General features: G+C 70.8%; 14 protein-coding genes. 11 read left to right on the forward strand and 3 right to left on the reverse strand.

Going from position 1 to position 16,592, the window contains the following annotated elements; translation table 11 throughout:
- Positions 1–194: 194 nt before the first annotated feature.
- Positions 195–854: a LuxR C-terminal-related transcriptional regulator gene (locus ACWD4G_RS22650; RefSeq protein ID WP_451296245.1), complete on the reverse strand. Its 660-nt coding sequence runs from the start codon at positions 852–854 to the stop codon at positions 195–197.
- 326 nt (positions 855–1,180) lie between these two features.
- Here ACWD4G_RS22650 and ACWD4G_RS22655 point away from each other — a divergent pair, with 326 nt between their 5' ends.
- Positions 1,181–1,837, forward strand: coding sequence for an N-acetyltransferase family protein (locus ACWD4G_RS22655; protein ID WP_451296110.1), 657 nt, complete (start codon positions 1,181–1,183; stop codon positions 1,835–1,837).
- Between the two features lie 231 nt (positions 1,838–2,068).
- Here the strand turns inward: ACWD4G_RS22655 and ACWD4G_RS22660 are convergent, their stop codons facing one another.
- Together ACWD4G_RS22660 and ACWD4G_RS22665 are read right to left on the reverse strand one after the other, a co-directional pair.
- Positions 2,069–3,394 carry a sensor histidine kinase gene (locus tag ACWD4G_RS22660; RefSeq protein WP_451296112.1) on the reverse strand — a complete coding sequence of 442 codons (1,326 nt, stop codon included), beginning with the start codon at positions 3,392–3,394 and terminating at the stop codon, positions 2,069–2,071.
- 806 nt (positions 3,395–4,200) lie between these two features.
- The gene (locus ACWD4G_RS22665) at positions 4,201–5,361 is read right to left on the reverse strand and encodes a sensor histidine kinase (RefSeq protein ID WP_451296114.1); all 1,161 of its coding nucleotides are present in this window, start codon (positions 5,359–5,361) and stop codon (positions 4,201–4,203) included.
- 506 nt (positions 5,362–5,867) lie between these two features.
- Here ACWD4G_RS22665 and ACWD4G_RS22670 point away from each other — a divergent pair.
- Genes ACWD4G_RS22670 through ACWD4G_RS22715 form a run of 10 tightly spaced genes read left to right on the forward strand, consistent with a single transcriptional unit; the run spans position 5,868 to position 16,575 of the window.
- On the forward strand, positions 5,868–6,302 hold the full coding sequence (locus ACWD4G_RS22670; RefSeq protein WP_451296116.1) for an NADH-quinone oxidoreductase subunit A: 435 nt from the start codon (positions 5,868–5,870) through the stop codon (positions 6,300–6,302).
- A complete protein-coding gene (locus tag ACWD4G_RS22675) occupies positions 6,293–6,979 on the forward strand; it encodes an NADH-quinone oxidoreductase subunit B (protein ID WP_451296118.1) in 687 nt (228 codons plus the stop codon). Before ACWD4G_RS22670 ends, ACWD4G_RS22675 begins: the two co-directional genes overlap by 10 nt.
- Positions 6,976–8,508 carry an NADH-quinone oxidoreductase subunit C gene (locus tag ACWD4G_RS22680; RefSeq protein WP_451296120.1) on the forward strand — a complete coding sequence of 511 codons (1,533 nt, stop codon included), beginning with the start codon at positions 6,976–6,978 and terminating at the stop codon, positions 8,506–8,508. The genes ACWD4G_RS22675 and ACWD4G_RS22680 overlap by 4 nt, the downstream gene beginning before the upstream one ends.
- A complete protein-coding gene (locus ACWD4G_RS22685; RefSeq protein ID WP_451296122.1) occupies positions 8,505–9,473 on the forward strand; it encodes a complex I subunit 1/NuoH family protein in 969 nt (322 codons plus the stop codon). The genes ACWD4G_RS22680 and ACWD4G_RS22685 overlap by 4 nt, the downstream gene beginning before the upstream one ends.
- Positions 9,473–10,174: a 4Fe-4S binding protein gene (locus tag ACWD4G_RS22690; RefSeq protein WP_451296124.1), complete on the forward strand. Its 702-nt coding sequence runs from the start codon at positions 9,473–9,475 to the stop codon at positions 10,172–10,174. Before ACWD4G_RS22685 ends, ACWD4G_RS22690 begins: the two co-directional genes overlap by 1 nt.
- A gap of 47 nt (positions 10,175–10,221) precedes the next feature.
- Positions 10,222–11,058 (forward strand): NADH-quinone oxidoreductase subunit J family protein, encoded by an 837-nt coding sequence (locus ACWD4G_RS22695; RefSeq protein WP_451296247.1) that lies wholly within the window; start codon positions 10,222–10,224, stop codon positions 11,056–11,058.
- The gene (gene nuoK, locus ACWD4G_RS22700; protein WP_451296126.1) at positions 11,058–11,471 is read left to right on the forward strand and encodes an NADH-quinone oxidoreductase subunit NuoK; all 414 of its coding nucleotides are present in this window, start codon (positions 11,058–11,060) and stop codon (positions 11,469–11,471) included. Before ACWD4G_RS22695 ends, nuoK begins: the two co-directional genes overlap by 1 nt.
- A complete protein-coding gene (locus ACWD4G_RS22705; RefSeq protein WP_451296128.1) occupies positions 11,468–13,462 on the forward strand; it encodes an NADH-quinone oxidoreductase subunit 5 family protein in 1,995 nt (664 codons plus the stop codon). Before nuoK ends, ACWD4G_RS22705 begins: the two co-directional genes overlap by 4 nt.
- A gap of 6 nt (positions 13,463–13,468) precedes the next feature.
- Entirely contained in the window at positions 13,469–15,043 is a 1,575-nt protein-coding gene (locus ACWD4G_RS22710; RefSeq protein WP_451296130.1) for a complex I subunit 4 family protein, read from the forward strand.
- Positions 15,040–16,575 (forward strand): NADH-quinone oxidoreductase subunit N, encoded by a 1,536-nt coding sequence (locus ACWD4G_RS22715; protein ID WP_451296132.1) that lies wholly within the window; start codon positions 15,040–15,042, stop codon positions 16,573–16,575. The genes ACWD4G_RS22710 and ACWD4G_RS22715 overlap by 4 nt, the downstream gene beginning before the upstream one ends.
- Positions 16,576–16,592 lie beyond the last annotated feature (17 nt).

Consider the following 16,592-nt stretch of genomic DNA (forward strand, 5'->3'; position numbering starts at 1 on the left):
ACGTTTCGCCCACCCCGGCAGGGTGCCGGCGAAGACGCCCTCCATCGGTCGCCGGTTCTCGTATCAGAGAGATGCCCGGGGGCCGATGGGATGAGCCGGTGACCTTGGTCACCGGGTACCCGTGGAGCGGCCATGGTCACCGGGTACCCCTGGGGCGGCGAAGGGCCACCTCGTTCATGAACCGAGGTACGCGCTCATGAGTTGAGGTAGGTGAGGACGGCGAGGACGCGTCGGTGGTCGCCGTCGCTGGGGGAGAGCCCGAGCTTCAGGAAGATATTGCTGACGTGCTTCTCGACGGCACCGTCGCTGACGACCAGCTGCCGGGCGATCGCCGAGTTTGTGCGCCCCTCCGCCATCAGCCCCAGCACCTCCCGCTCACGCGGGGTGAGCCCGGCGAGCACATCCTGCTTACGGCTGCGCCCGAGCAACTGTGCGACGACCTCGGGGTCCAGGGCGGTACCGCCACCGGCCACCCGTACGACCGCGTCCACGAACTCCCGCACTTCGGCGACCCGGTCCTTCAGCAGATACCCGACGCCACGGCTGGACCCGGCGAGCAACTCGGTGGCGTACCGCTCCTCGACATACTGCGACAGCACGAGCACCCCGAGCGAGGGGTGCTGCTTACGCAGCTGTACGGCGGCCCGTACGCCCTCGTCGGTGTGCGTCGGAGGCATCCGCACATCCGCGACGACGACATCGGGCAGCTCGCCCTGCGCGGCGAGATCGGTGATCGTCTTGATCAGCGCGTCCCCGTCACCGACCCCGGCGACGACGTCGTGCCCCCGATCGGTCAACAGCCGCGTCAGCCCCTCCCGCAACAGCACCGAATCCTCGGCGATGACCACCCGCACCCTGTCCTCCACGTTTCCGTCCCCCCAACCGACCGGCGGACCCCCGCCCGCACCACACCCCCAGCATCCCAGCAACGCCCCACGGGGTCCCCCGAAACAGCACCATTCCGAACATGGGGGCTCCCGGAATTACACGGCTGAGTTTGCTGAAGGGCGAACTGTGGGGGCGCCGGGCTGTGGGGGCGTCGGGGCGTCGGGCCGTCGGGGCCGTCGGGGCGTGGGGCCGTCGGGCCGTCGGGCCGGGCGGGAGTTGCGTGCGGCCTGGGCCGGAGCCGAATGGTTGCCGGTAGGTTCGTCGCACCGGAATCGAGTGGAGAGGTGCTGGGATGCTCACCCTGACCGCGGTCGCCGAGGACCCGCTCCTTCTGACGCGGAGCGTGACGCTGGACGACGGTTCGGAGCTCGTCTGCCGCCCACTCACCCACACCGACACCGCTCGGCTGGCCACCTTCCTCGAAGGTCTGTCCGCCGAATCGAGACGACTGAGCACGTTCGACGGCTACGACCTCGCCGCCGCCCAGGACCTGTGCGACGCGATCGCCCGCTACGACAAGCTCAGGCTGGTACTCGACGAGGTGCCGTCCGGCAGAATCGTCGGCCTCCTGGAACTGAGCCTCGACCTCCACCCCTCGGACATCACCCGCTACCGAACGGCCGGAATCCACCTCTCGGCCACCGACTGCCGCTTCGGTCCGACCCTGGCCGACGACCACCAGGGCAGAGGCGTGGGAACCAAGGTCTTCCCCCTCGTCGCCGACGTCGCACGGCGTTTCGGCAAGAAGAGGATCATCCTCTGGGGCGGCGTCCTCGCCGACAACCCACGCGCCATCCGCTACTACGAGAAGCAGGGCTTCCGAACGGTCGGCCCCTTCACCGGCACCGACGGCACACAGTCGCTCGACATGATCCTCGACCTCCGGAACACCTCGCCGGGAACACCGGAGCCCGTACAGCCGGGAAAACCGGAGCGCGCCCAAGGGTGAGCCCCCCGGACGCGCCCCCGACACGCTCACCCAAAACGAAGCGTCCCCCACAAGCCACTCACCCAAAGGAAAGCGACGGTCCGCAGGGAAGTCACCGCCCGCCAGGAAGTCACCGTCCGCAAGGCAGTCACCGCCCGCGAGAAAGCGTCCGCCCGCAAGGCAGCGACCCTCCGCCGGGAAGTCACTCTCCGCAAGGAAGCGACCGCCCGCAAGGCACCCACCGCCCGCCCATCACACCCGCCAGGGCAACTCCGCCGTCACCCGAGTAGGACCACCCGCCGGCGAGTCCACGACGAGCACCCCGTCCACGGCCCCCAACCGCTCGGCCAGCCCCGCCAACCCGGACCCCGCCCCGACCTCGGCGCCCCCCACCCCGTCATCCATGACCTGCAGCAACAGCCGGTTCTCCACCTTCCACACATCCACGGTCGCCCGCGAAGCCCCCGCATGCTTGCTCACGTTCTGCAGCAACTCGGAGACGGTGAAGTAGGCGATCCCCTCGATCGCCGGCACCGGCCGCCCCGGCAGCTCCACATCCACCACGACCGGCACGGCACACCGTGACGCCACCGCCGAGAGCGCCGCGTCCAGACCCCGATCCGTCAACACGGCCGGATGAATCCCCCGGGCCAGGTCCCGCAGTTCCTGAAGCGCGGTCTTGACCTCCCCGTGCGCCGAGTCCACCATCCGCGCCGCCGCCCGGGGGTCCTCCGCCAGCTTCTCCCTCGCCAACCCCAGATCCATGGCCAACGCCACCAGCCGTGCCTGTGCCCCATCGTGCAGATCCCGCTCGATCCGGCGCAGATCCGCGGCAGCGGTGTCCACGACGACCCCCCGGTCGGACTCCAGCTCGACCACACGAGCCCCGAGCCGCGACGGCCCCAGCAGCGCACCCACCAGCACCCGGTCGACCATCGTGAGCGCCCGGAGAACCCACGGCGTGGCCATGGTGAAGAGCAGCCCCACCAGCGCGGTCATGGTCACCTCGAACGGGTTGTCGAGATACACGGAGTGCGTCTCGTCCCCGTAGAGCTGCAGCCCGTCCTGCCCGGCCCACACCGGGAAGACCCAGAACCACAGCGGATACGTCAGCAGCGCCCATCCATACGTCCAGAACGTCACCGCGACGACGAACGAGAACACCGACCACGGAAACTGGATGACGGAGTAGAGCAACTGCCGCCAGGACGACCCGCTGCGCAGAACGGCCCCCATCCACGCGAGAGCCCCGTGCCCCTTCGGCCGCAACGGCTCCGGCGGCCCGACCTCCACACCGAGCAGGGCACGAGCGCGAACCCGCTCCAACGCCCCGAGGCCCCGGCACCCGGCGAGCGCCGCGGCGAGCACCGGTACGCCGATGAAGGTGATCAGCAGCCCGGCGCCGACGGACAGCATGGTCACGGCGTACGTGAACATCAGAATCCCCAGCGGCAGGCTCAGCACCACATACGCCAACTCCCGCCAGGTCCGCCCCTCGAACGGCGCCCGAACCCCCGCCGGCAGCCGATGACGCCGCCGCTCCTCGCCCCAGCTCCCGTACCCGTACTCCGAAGCCATCACCGTTCCCATCCCTCCCACACAAACCACCAGCTCGTACCCCCAACCCTCCTCTCCGCACCCCTCCACAACCATGGAGCAGGTCGGCGTCTCGCCCCGGGGGTTTTCCCCACCCCCCACCCCCAGACAACTGCGGACAGCCACACCGCCGCGCTGACCACCCACCCACCGCCGTAGCCGCGTCCAATCGCACCACTGGGGCGGCACCCCACGCAGCGGTCGCCGCAGCTGCGGGCAGTCGCGCCGCTGGGGCAACGACCGCCCAGGGTCGTCGTAGCCGCAGGCAATCGCGCCGCTGGGGCAGCGCCCACCCGGCGGTCGTCATAGCCGCGCACAGTCGTGCCGCTGGGGCAGCGCCCGCCCAGCGGTCGTCGCAGCTACGGGCAGGCAGTCGCTTCTATTGGGGCGGCACCCACGCAGCGGTCGTCGTAGCCGCGCACAGTCGTGCCGCTGGGGCGGCACCCGCCCAGCGGTCGTCGCAGCTGCGGGCAGTCGCGCTACTGGAGCGGCACCCACCCGGCAGTCGTCGCAGCTGCGGGCAGGCAGTCGCTTCTATTGGGGCGGCACCCACGCGGCAGTCGTCGTAGCCCGTCGTAGCTGCGGGCAATCGTGCCGCTGGGGCGGCACGGGTGGGCGCAGCGGCACCCTGTCAGCGCCGGCAAGCGCAACCCACGCCCGCCCAGCCCCACCCCCGGGCACCCACCCACCAAGGCACGCCCCCACGCACCCCCTCACCAAGACCCCGGTCACCCACATACCCAAGGCCCCCCCGGCCACCCCCGTACCAAGCCACCCCCTGCCCCCAACTACCGCCCCCTCCAAGGCAACTCAGCCGTAATAGTCGTAGGCCCACCCACAGGCGAATCAACCATGAACAACCCATCCACCGCCCCCAGCCGCTCCGCCAACCCCGCCATCCCACTCCCCCCGTCCAACCGAGCCCCACCCCGCCCGTCGTCCCACACCTGGATCAACAACCGATCACCGGCCCGCCACACATCCACCGCCGCCGTCCTGGCCCCACTGTGCTTGCTCACGTTCTGCAGCAACTCGGAAACAGTGAAGTAAGCGATCCCCTCAATGGCCGCCGCAGGCCGAGCCACAAGCTCGACACTCACCTGCACCGGCGCCGTACACCGCGAGGCCACCGCGGACAACGCCGCATCGAGCCCCCGGTCCGTCAACACCGCCGGATGGATACCGCGAGCCAGATCCCGCAGCTCCTGAAGCGCCAGCTTCACCTCGCCATGCGCCTCCTCGACCATCGAGGCGGCGGCATCGGGGTCCTCCAGCAGCTTCTCCTTGGCGAGCCCGAGCCCCATCGCGAGGTTCACGAGCCGAGCCTGCGCCCCGTCGTGCAGATCCCGTTCGATCCGGCGCAGATCGGCCGCGGCGGTGTCCACCACAACCCCCCGATCCGACTCCAGCTCGGCGATCCGCCGCTCCAACTCGTCCGACGGCGACAACAGCGCCCGTACCATCACCCGATCCACATTCGCCAGCCCCCGCACGACGAACGGCAGCACCGGCCACGCCACGAACAACCCCACAAGAGTGATCACGAACGTCGCGATCCCCCACGGCAGCCGGATCAGCTCATACAGCATCGAACGCCAGCCGACCGGGTCCTTCACGCTCATCCACACCTGCGCGAAGAACCCCTCCCCGCCACCCCGCAACGGCAACGGACTCGGCTCGTCCACCCGCACCCCGAGCAACTCCCGCGCCCGCATCCGCTCCAGCCGACCCAACTGCCGCGCACCCATCAACGCGGAGGCCAACAGCGGAAACCCGATCACGGTCAACGTCAGAAACACGCTGGTGGACAGCGCCGTCACCACGAAGACGAACCCGAGCACGGCCATCGGAAGGTTCAGCAGCAGATGCGCGATCTCCTTCCACGTCCGCGCCTCGAACGCGACACGAGGCGGCGGCAACGGCTCGGCGGGCGTATGACTCGACGGCAACACCCGACCGTACGACCGCCTGGCCCCACCCGACGGGAACGAGCCCGAAGCCGAGCCCGAAGCCGCCGAGGCCGACGAGGACGAAGGCCCAGCCGACGAGGGCGAAGCCGAAGCCGATGAGCGCGAGGGCGAGGGCGAGGGCGATGGCGAAGCCGAGGACGACGAGGAATCGAAGCGGGGCGCGGTCATACCCCTCACCCTGCCCGCCGAACCCCCACCGACGCCATGAGGCGAACCGCCCCGCCCCCCTGGGGAAAACCCCACCCCCACATGCCGAGCCGTGACGGCCTGCTTACGGTCTCTTTAGCAGGGCCTAGACTCCCGTGCGTACAGATCGTCGAACAGCGACGGATGCAACGCCGTACGTCTCGCGTACGTACAGCCACCGGATCAGAACCAGCCGGATCAGCCAGGTCAGCCGAATCCGTCAGGTCGATCGGGGTCAGTCAGGGTCAACCAGGTCAACCAGGTCAATCAGTCAGTCAGTCAGGGAACGAGGGGCGGACGTGCCGGAACCGACCGTCGTCGCCGTCACGGCGGAGCGCGCGGAGCACACGGGGAACGTGATCGCGGCGGACTACTTCCAGTCCTACTCGGTGGTCGGACTGCTCGCCGCGATCGGCGTGCTCTTCGTGGCCATCGCCTTCGGCGCGGGCCGACTCCTGCGCCCCGAGGTACCCACGCGGGAGAAGCTCCTGACGTACGAGTGCGGAGTCGACCCCGTAGGGGAGGGCTGGGCCCACACCCAGGTCCGCTACTACGTCTACGCCTTCCTCTACGTCATCTTCGCCATCGACTCGATCTTCCTCTTCCCCTGGGCCACCGTCTTCGCCCGCGACGGCTACGGCGCTACCACCCTCGTGGAGATGTTCGTCTTCCTCGGCTTCCTGGCCGTGGGCCTGCTCTACGCATACAAGAAGGGGGTCCTGGCATGGACGTGACCCCAAAGCCAAAGACATCGAAGGCATCGCCGACAGCGGACGCGGCGGGCACCACCCCCGTCCCGCTCCCCGAACCCAAGCGGCTCGGCGCCCTGGCCCGCCTCGCGCCCGAACCCATGAAGGTGATCCTCAACTGGGGTCGCCGCTACTCCCTCTGGGTCTTCAACTTCGGCCTCGCCTGCTGCGCCATCGAGTTCATCGCCGCCTCGATGGCCCGCCACGACTTCATCCGCCTCGGCGTCATCCCGTTCGCCCCGGGACCCCGCCAAGCCGACCTGATGGTCGTCTCCGGCACGGTCACCGACAAGATGGCCCCCGCCGTCAAACGCCTCTACGAGCAGATGCCCGAACCGAAGTACGTCATCTCCTTCGGCGCCTGCTCCAACTGCGGCGGCCCCTACTGGGACTCGTACTCCGTGACGAAGGGCGTCGACCAGATCATCCCCGTCGACGTCTACGTCCCCGGCTGCCCACCCCGCCCCGAGGCCCTCCTCCAGGGCATCCTCAAACTCCAGGAGAAGATCGCCCGCGAGTCACTGGGGGAGCGCTACGGCGACGCCCCGCGCCCTTCGGTCTCAGCCCTGCAGAGCGACCTGGTCAAGCCCCCGGCTCCCGCATCCGGCGCCGGCACGGGCCCCGCCACCTCGGGCGACGACACCGGGGAGGCCATCCCATGACCGGCTGGCTCCCCGCCCCCGTCGAGGAACTCTTCGGCCCCGACGCCACCGCCGAGGAGTCCTACGACGTCCTCACCGTCGACGTCCCGCCGACCACCTGGCCCCAGGCCCTGCGCACCGCCCACACCACCCTGGGCTGCACCTATTTCGACTGGCTCAGCGCCGTCGACGAACCCGGCACCGGCTTCCGCGTCTCCGCCCACGTCGTCGCCCTCGCCCCCGTCCGACGCCTCCTCCTCCGCACCACCGTCCCCCACGAGTCCCCGGTCCTGCCCACCGCCGTCGACATCTACGCCGGCGCCGCCTGGCACGAACGCGAAACCCACGAGATGTTCGGCGTCCGCTTCGAGGGCCACCCCGCCCTGGACCACCTCCTCCTCCCCGAAACCTTCGAGGGCCACCCCCTCCGCAAGGACTTCGTCCTCGCCGCCCGAGTCGCCAAGCCCTGGCCCGGCGCCAAGGAACCGGGCGAGCCCGCAGCCGGTACGGCCCACGGCGCCCCCAAGCGCCGCCAAATGCTCCCCCCCGGCGTCCCCGACCCCAACGAATGGGGCCCCCAAAAGGGCCAACTCCCCCCACCCCCCACCCGCCCCACCCGAACCGCAGCCCCCCGCCGCACAACAACAGAGGACTCCACCAGCCGGCCCTCGACCCCGGGCGAGCCGTCCCCTCCGGCGTCCCCTCGCCCACGCCGCACCCGCACGGCCGCCCAGGGCTCCGCCAGCCAGCCCCCGGCCGAGAGCACACCACCCGAGCCCTCGACCCCGGGCGAGCCGTCCCCTCCGGCGTCCCCTCGCCCACGCCGCACCCGCACCGCTGCCCAGGGCTCCGCCAGCCAGAACGCCCCCGGTGCGGCACCCGGCACCCCGACCGGCCCGCCGACGCCCCCGGCGTCACCGCGCCGTAGCCGAAGCGCTTCGGAGGGCTCGGCCAGCCAGCACCAGCCCCCCGAGGCCCCGCCCCGCGCCGACAAGCCCTCGGCACCCTCGACTCCGGGTGCCCCAACCCCCGACGCACCCTCGGCCCCGACCGAGCCGACGCGCCCCACCCCCTCACGCCCCGCCCCCCGTAGCGCGGACGCCCCCTGGCACCACGCCCGCCCGGCCTTCGACGAGCCGACACCCGCGCCCGCACCTGAGCCCGGGGCCGACACCGACCGTGAGCCCGCGCCCGAGGCCAAGCCCGCCCCCGAGGCCGAGGCGAGGCACGATGGCGAACTGGCACCCGAGGCCGAACCCGCGCCTGACACCGAGCCCAAGCCCGGGGCCGGGGCCGACACCGAACCCGCGCCTCACGCCCTGCGCGAGCCCGAGTCCAAGGCCCAGCCCGAGCCCACGCCACAGCCGCCCAGGTCACCCGAGGAACCCTCAGCAGCCAAGCCCCTCCCCACCGAGTCCCCGGACGAGGCTGCCCCCGACCCGGCTGGCCCCGACCCGGCCGCCACCGGCACGGACGCTCCGCGCGGCGACACCGTCACCCCGACCCCCGAGAACCCCGACCCCGAAGCCCCCACAGGAGGCCCGCAGTGAACGACGCCCTGGACGTCGCCCTGCGACTCCTCCTCGTCTTCGTCGTCTTCCTCACCTTCCCCCTGATCATCGGCCAGACCGAACACAAGGTCATGGCCCATATGCAGGGCCGCCTGGGCCCCATGTACGCGGGCGGCTTCCACGGCTGGGCCCAACTCGTTGCCGACGGCGTCAAGTTCGCCCAGAAGGAAGACGTCGTCCCGGCCGGCGCGGACCGCCGCATCTTCCAACTTGCCCCCGCCGTCGCCCTCCTCCCCTACCTCCTCGTCCTCGTGGCCATCCCCATCGGCCCGGGCGAGGGCGCGGTCGGCGAGGTCGTCGACGCGGGCATCTTCTTCGTCCTCGCCGTGATGGGCGTGGGCGTCCTCGGCTCCCTCATGGCCGGCTGGGCCTCCGCCAACAAGTTCTCCCTCCTCGGCGGCCTCCGCACCGCCGCCCAACTCCTCGCCTACGAACTCCCCATGCTCCTGACGGCCGCCTCCGTCGCCATGGCGGCCGGAACGGTCTCCCTCCCCGGCATCCTCGACGCCTTCGAATGGTGGTGGCTGCCCTGGCAGATCGTCGGCGCCATCGTCTTCTTCGTCGCCGGCCTCGCCGAACTCCAACGCCCGCCCTTCGACATGCCCGTCGCCGACTCCGAGATCATTTTCGGCGCCTACACCGAGTACACCGGCCTCCGTTTCGCTCTCTTCCTCCTCGCCGAGTACGCCGGAATCGTCGTCCTGTGCGGTCTGACCACCGTCCTCTTCCTCGGCGGCTGGCACGGCCCCGGCGGTGCCGACGGCCTCGGCTGGGTCTGGACTCTCCTCAAGACGGCAGTCCTCGCCTTCCTCGTCATCTGGCTCCGCGTCACCTATCCCCGCCTGCGCGAGGACCAGCTCCAGAAACTCTCCTGGACCCTCCTCGTCCCCCTTTCTCTCGCCCAGATCGCCCTCACCGGCGTCGTCAAGGTGGTGTTCCTCTGATGTCCCGCCCGTCGCTCGGCCACCACTCCGCAACGACGCCCTCCGGGCGGCCTCGCCTGTCGATCCCCGGCTCCGGCCTCGCCAAGGGCCTGGCCGTCACCCTCCGCACGATGACGCGTAGGTCCGTCACCGAGCAGTACCCGGACACCCAGCCCGAGCTGCCGCCCCGCACCCGCGGCGTCATCGGCCTCTTCGAGGAGAACTGCACGGTCTGCATGCTGTGCGCCCGTGAGTGCCCGGACTGGTGCATCTACATCGACTCCCACAAGGAGACCGTCCCGCCCGCCGCCCCCGGTGGCCGCGAGCGCAGCCGGAACGTTCTCGACCGCTTCGCCATCGACTTCTCCCTCTGCATGTACTGCGGTATCTGCATCGAGGTGTGCCCCTTCGACGCCCTCTTCTGGTCCCCGGAGTTCGAGTACGCCGAGACCGACATCCACGAACTCACCCACGAACGCGACAAGCTCCGCGAGTGGATGTGGACCGTCCCCGCCCCACCGGCCCTCGACCCCGCCGCCGAGGAACCGAAGGAGATCGCCGCCGCCCGCAAGACCGCCGAGAAGCTGGCCGCCACGCAGCAGCCGGACCAGCCTCCTCACCCGGAGCAGGCTTCCCGCCCCACCACCCGGCCCGGGCCGACCGAGCCGCCGAAGCAGTCCGAGTCGCCCAAGCCGACCGAGCCGGGGGAGGGGGCCTCGTGAGTCCCGCCGCAGCCGCGTCCGCCCTCGCCGCCACGACGCACCCCACACTGCCCCTCTCCGCCGTCGAGACCCGAGGTTTCCTCTCCCCGACCGGCGTCGAGATCGCCTTCCTCCTCGTCGGCCTGGTCACCTTCGGCGCCGCGATCGTCACCGTCACCACCCGCCAGCTCGTGCACGCCGCCCTCTGGCTGGTCGTGGCCCTCGGCGGCCTCGCCGTCGAATACCTCCTCCTCACCGCGGAGTTCATCGCCTGGGTGCAGGTCCTCATCTATGTCGGTTCCGTCGTCGTCCTCCTCCTCTTCGGTCTGATGCTCACCAAGGCCCCCATCGGCCGTTCCCCGGACGCCGACTCCGGCAACCGGTGGGCCGCCCTCGCCGTCGCTGCGGCCGCTGCCGCCGCCCTCGTCTGGGTCGTGGTCGATGCCTTCCGCGCCACCTGGATCGGCCTCGACGACCCCACCGCCGGCTCCACCGAAACCACCGGCGAGAGCCTCTTCCAGAACTGGGTCCTCCCCTTCGAGGCCCTCTCCGTCCTCCTCCTGGCCGCCCTGGTCGGAGCGATCGTCCTCTCCCGCAAGAAGAGGGCGGAGTCGAGCTCTCCCCCTGTGAACTCCCGGGCCGCGACCGGTGGTTCCCCATCCATCCCGAATTCCCGGAATCACCCGATCGGGCGAAAGAACCCCTCCGTGACGGCCGAAACCACCGAATCAGCCGACCCATCTGATCCATCCGAACCGGCCGATTCAGCTGATCCGACCCAACAGACCGAACGGGTCGGACAGGCCCAGCAGACCGAACTCGCCCATCAGGCCGAACGGTCCGAACAGGCCGCACGGGCACAGTCGCCCGAGGATTCCAAGGCAGTCGAGGGAGGCACCCCCTGATGCACCTCGCCTACCCCGTCGTCCTCTCCGCCCTCCTCTTCTGCACGGGCCTCTACGGAGTCCTCGCCCGCCGCAACGCGATCCTGGTCCTGATGTCCGTCGAGCTGATGCTCAACGCCGTCAACCTCAACCTCGTCGCCTTCGACGTCTGGCTCAGCGAGGCCGCCGACGAGACCCTGCACTCCGGTCAGGCCCTGACCCTGTTCACCATCACCATCGCCGCCGCCGAGATCGGCATCGGCCTGGCGATCGTCCTCGCCGTCCACCGCAACCGCGGCACCGCCGACATCGACAAGCTCCGCGACACCGCCGAGCGCCCCGGGACCGATGGCCCCGACTCCGACAGCGACGCCCACAAGGCCGACCAGGCCGAGCCGGCCGGACGGACCGAGAAGGCTGAGGCCACCGCGTGACCACGACCACCCTCGCCGTCCTCGTCCCCCTTCTCCCGTTCCTCGGCGCCGCCGCCGGCCTGCTCCTCGGCCGCACCGCCCCCGGTTTCGTCCGCCCCCTGGCGGTACTGCCCACCCTCACCGCCTTCGCCCTGGCCGTCGTGGTCGCCCTACGCCAGGGCGGCGACCAGGCCGTGAACGCCGCCACCCAGCTGACGCCCACCGGCTCGATCCCCATCGAACTCGCCCTGCACATCGACGGCTTCGCCGCCCTCGTCGCCGTCCTGGTCTGCCTGGTCGCGACCTGCGTGCAGATCTACTCGACGGGCTATCTCCGCGACGACCCGCGCTACCCCTCGTACGCCGCTCTTGTCTCCCTCTTCACCTCCGCGATGCTCCTCGTCGTCTACTCCGGCGACCTGATGGTGCTCCTGGTCGGCTGGGAGATCATGGGCATCTGCTCGTACTTCCTGGTCGGCCACTACTGGGAGACCCCGGAGGCCCGCGCCGCCTCCCTCAAGGCCTTCCTGGTCACCAAGCTCGGTGATGTCCCCTTCCTGATCGGTCTGTTCGCCCTCGCCACGGACGCCGGCTCGTTCCGCATCACCCGCATCCTCGGCTCCGTCGCCGAAGGCGGCCTCGACCATCCGACACTGATCGCCCTGCTGCTCCTCGCCGGTGTGGCGGGCAAGTCCGCCCAGTTCCCGCTGCACACCTGGCTCCCCGACGCGATGGCGGGCCCGACCCCCGTCTCCGCGCTGATCCACGCCGCGACGATGGTCGCCGCCGGTGTGTACTTCATCGCCCGTCTCCTCCCGGTCTTCGCCGCCTCCTCGGCGGCCCTGGTCGTCCTCGCCGTCATGGCCGCCGTCACCATGGTCGGCTCGGGCCTCGCCGCCCTCGCCCAGGACGACATCAAGCGCGTCCTCGCCTACTCGACGATCGGCCAGCTCGGCTACATGACCGGCGCCCTCGCCGTGGGCGACCGCGAGGCCGCCGTCTTCCACCTCCTCTCCCACGGCGCCTTCAAGGCCCTGCTGTTCCTCGCCGCCGGCGTGATCATCCACGCCGCCGGGACCAACTCCCTGGCCGCCATGTCCCGCATGAGCGACCTGCGCGCCCGCGTTCCCGACGCCTACTGGACGATGACCGTCGCTCTCCTCGCCCTCGCCGCGATCCCGCCCTTCAGCGGCTTCTTCTCCAAGGAGTCCGTCCTCGGAGCAGCCGAGCACGCCGCCACCGGCCACACCGAGCACGTCCCCGGCGCCGTCGGCTGGACCGTCCTCGTCGCAGGCCTCCTCACGGCCCTGCTCACGGCCGCGTACGCCACCCGCCTGTGGCTGCTCTCCTTCCGGGGCCGGGGCGCCGAAGCCCCCGACCACGGCCGCCAGCCCCTCACCATGACCGTGGTGCTGTGGGTGCTGGCCGTACCGTCCCTCGCCCTGGGCGCGCTCTCCTACGGCACGCTCCCCGGCTGGTTCGACGGCGGCGAACTCGCCCCCACCCTCACCACCTCGGTCCTCGGCACCGGCATCGCCCTCACCGGCGGGCTCCTGACGTACGCGGCTTGGCGGTACACCTCGGCGGCAGCGGCCCGTACCCCCATGGGCGCGGTCGCGGCCCATCCCGAAGCGGATGCCGGCACGGTCGAGGCGGAGGCCATCGCCAGCCACGCGCCCGCCTACGGAGACGTGGCCTCGGCACCCGACCCGACGGACCCTGGCCGCCTCCTGCTCGGCCCTCTGTACCGCCACGCCGCCGTCGGCTTCCACCTCGACGCCGTGTACACGGCCCTCTTCGTCCGCCCGGTCCAGGCCGGAGCGAGTCTCGTCCGGTTCCTCGACCGCGAGGTCGTCGACACCTACGTCAGCGGCGCGGGCGCTCTGCCGCGCCTGCTGGGCGCGGCCGTACGCCGGGCACAGACCGGCAATGTGCAGACCTATGTGAGCGCGCTGCTCGCCGGCACCGTCGTCCTGGTGGTCGCCGTCCTCGTCGTCGCCACGGGAGCGTGAGCAGGCGTGATCGATATCAACGAGTCCGTGATGCAGTTCCTTCTGGCGTTCGTCGTCGTCGGCCCGCTCATCGGCGCCGCCGCCGCTCTCCTGCCACCCCCGCCCGGGCTGAAGGGGAAATCGCCCGGGCAGGCCGTGCTCCGCCACGGCGTCACCGTGACCGGCGCGGTGCTCATCGCCGCGATCGTCCTCGCGCTCGGCTTCGACCACGACCAGCCGTCGAAAATGCAGGCGAGCACGGACATCAGCTGGATTCCCGCACTCGACGTGCGCATCCACCTCGGCATCGACGGCATCTCCCTCCCCCTTCTGCTCCTGACCGCGCTGCTGACCTTCCTGTGCGCGCTCTACTCGTACTTCAAGATGCCCACGGGCCCGTCCCCGAAGGCCTTCGTCTCGCTGCTGCTCGTCCTGGAGTCCGGCACCCTCGCGACCTTCGCCGTCCTCGACCTGCTGCTGTTCTTCCTCGCGTTCGAGATGGTCCTCATCCCGATGTACTTCCTCATCGCCCGCTGGGGCGGTGAGCAACGCGCGCAGGCCGCTTGGAAGTTCATCCTCTACACCCTGCTCGGTTCCGTGGTCATGCTGCTCGGCCTGCTCCTGATCGGAATCAAGGCGGGCACATTCGACATGGTGGCACTCGCCACTGACAATCACCCCGAGCTGACCGCATCCGTGCAGGTCATCGCCGTTTTGTCGATCGGGATCGGGCTCGCGGTCAAGACCCCGATGTGGCCCCTGCACAGCTGGCTGCCGGACGCCCACACCGCCGCCCCGACCGTCGGCTCGGTGCTACTGGCTGGTGTCCTGCTGAAGATGGGTACGTACGGGTTCGTCCGTATCCTGCTGCCGATCACACCGGACGGTTTCCGCACGTTCGCGCCGTACCTCGCGGCCTTCGCCGTGGTCGGGATCATCTACGGGTCCCTCGCCTGCCTCGCCCTCGCCAAGCAGGGCGCGAAGGGCGACCTCAAGCGCCTCATCGCGTACTCCTCCGTCGGCCACATGGGCTTCGTGCTGCTCGGCATCGCGACGATGACGCCCACCGGCGTGAACGGCGCCCTGTTCGCCAACATCGCCCACGGCCTCATCACCGGACTGCTCTTCTTCCTGGTCGGAGCCCTCAAGGACCGCACCGGCACCACCGACCTCGACGCGCTTTCCCAGGAGACCGGCGCCGCCCTCTACGGCAAGGCCCCGCGCCTCGGCGGCCTCCTCGCCTTCGCCGCCGTCGCCTCGCTCGGACTGCCCGGCCTCGCCGGGTTCTGGGGCGAGATGCTGGCCCTCTTCGGAGCGTTCGAGCCTGCCGACGGCCTCAGCCGCCCGGCCTTCCTGACCTTCATGACGATCGCCGCGTTCGGCACACTCCTCACCGCCGCGTACATGCTGATCGTGGTCCGCCGCGTCTGCATGGGCGCCGCCGCGCAGGAGGCGCCACGACTGGCGGACGTACAGACGTACGAGTTCGCCGCGTGGACCCCGCTCGTCGCCCTCACCGTCCTCGCCGGCCTCTGGCCCGCGGCCCTGCTCGGCCTGACCGACCCGGCCGTGCAGCAGCTCCTCGCAGGAGGCACCCGATGAGCGCCCTGGTCCAGCCGATGGCCCAGCCCTTGGCCGAGTCCGTCGTCCAGTCCGTCGACTGGCTCGCCATCGCGCCCCCCACCATCGCCGCCGCCGTCGGCCTCGCCGTCCTCGTCGCCGACCTCTTCGTGGGCGACACCAGGAAGGCCCTGCTCGGCTGGACGGCGGTCGCGGGCCTCGCCCTCTCCCTGCTCGCCCTGCTGCCCCTCCTGGACGGCGACAAGGCCACCTTCTGCCTGACCGGCGCCCCGGAGGTCTGCAGCTACACCGCCGACCGCTTCACCCTCGTCATCCAGTTCCTCGTCCTCGGCGGCGCCCTCCTCGCGGCCCTGCTGTCGATGACGACCCTGAAGGACGCCAAGAGGGAACTCCCCGAAGGGGAGTTCTGGTTCCTGCTGCTGTCGTCCGCCGCCGGAGCCGCCCTCCTGCCCGCTTCCCGCGACCTCGCGACCCTCATCGTCGCCCTGGAAGTCGCCTCCCTGCCCGCGTTCGCCCTGGTGGGCATCCGGCACGGCGACAAACGATCCTCCGAGGCGGCCCTGAAGTTCTTCCTGTCGTCCGTCACCGCCACCGCCGTCAGCCTCCTGGGCATCAGCTTCCTCTACGCCACAACGGGCACCCTCTACCTCACCGAGATCGCCGACCGCGTCCAGGACGTCGACAGCCAACTGCACACCGTCACCCAGGCCGGCATCGTCCTCACCCTCATCGGCTTCGCCTTCAAGACGGCGGCCGTACCGTTCCACTTCTGGGTCCCCGACACCTACGTGGGCGCCCCGCTCCCGGTGGCCGCCTATCTGTCGGTCGTCGGCAAGGCGGTCGGCTTCTCCGGCCTCATCCTCATCGCCGTCGTCGCCCTCCCGTCGTACGCCGACATCTGGGGCCCGGCACTCGCCACGCTGGCCGCCCTCACCATGACCGTCGGCAACGTCGGCGCCCTCAAACAGCGCTCCACGCGCGCGTACAGCGCGGTACGCCTACTCGCCTGGTCCTCCGTGGGCCAGGCCGGCTACCTCCTGGTGCCGATCGCGGCGGCCGCCTACTCCGACGACGCCGAACAGGCGATCGGCTCCACGGTCGCCTACGCCCTGATGTACGCGGTCGTGAACCTCGGAGCCTTCGCCGTGGCCGCCCTCGTCGGCCGCACGAAGACCCTCAACCGCGTCAGCGACTACCGAGGCCTCTACGCCTCCAGCCCTGTGACCGCCCTGCTGATGGCCTTCTTCCTGCTCTGCCTGGCCGGGCTGCCCCCGGGCATCATCGGCCTGTTCGCCAAGGTCACCGTCTTCTCGGCGGCCGTCGACGCCGGCCTCGGCTGGCTCGCCGTCGTCATGGCCGTCAACGTCGTGATCGCCCTGTACTACTACCTCCAGTGGACGGCCCTGCTGTTCCGCGCCCCCGAAGGCGAGCCCGAGCCGCACCGAGTCCCCGCCCCGCTGACCGCCGCGATCGCCCTCACCGGAGTCGTCGGCATCGCCCTCTCCGGCGCTCCGCAGTTGATCCTGCGCTTCACCGACACGGGCCTCTTCTAGCACCGCCCGTACGCGTG

This window comes from Streptomyces sp. NPDC002643 (assembly GCF_053592555.1).